This is a genomic window from Pseudomonas sp. PDM26 (assembly GCF_019219185.1).
In the GTDB taxonomy this organism is placed as follows: domain Bacteria; phylum Pseudomonadota; class Gammaproteobacteria; order Pseudomonadales; family Pseudomonadaceae; genus Aquipseudomonas.
Window position 1 is genome coordinate 1 of sequence record NZ_JAHUWC010000068.1, and the last position, 273, is coordinate 273.

Consider the following 273-nt stretch of genomic DNA (forward strand, 5'->3'; position numbering starts at 1 on the left):
GCTTCATCGACGCCAGCGAAACAGTGTCGACCCTGGAAGACACGGCCCTGACAGGCAGCGTCCTCTCCGACACGAGCAGCGTCGATGGCCCGGTCAGCGTGGTCAACTTCACCATCGGTGCGACCACTTACACCGCCGGCAGCACAGCGACCATCGCCAACGTCGGCACCTTGGTGATCGCGGCGAACGGCGCCTACACCTTCACGCCGGCCGCCAACTACAACGGCGCGGTACCGACCGTGATCTACACCGTCACCGACGGTTCCGGTACAG

The 273-nt window shown here is 64.8% G+C and carries 1 protein-coding gene; it reads left to right on the forward strand.

Annotated elements, in window-relative coordinates:
• Positions 1-273 (forward strand): Ig-like domain-containing protein (locus KW849_RS31135; RefSeq protein WP_218433911.1); only part of this gene is annotated, 273 nt, incomplete at both ends.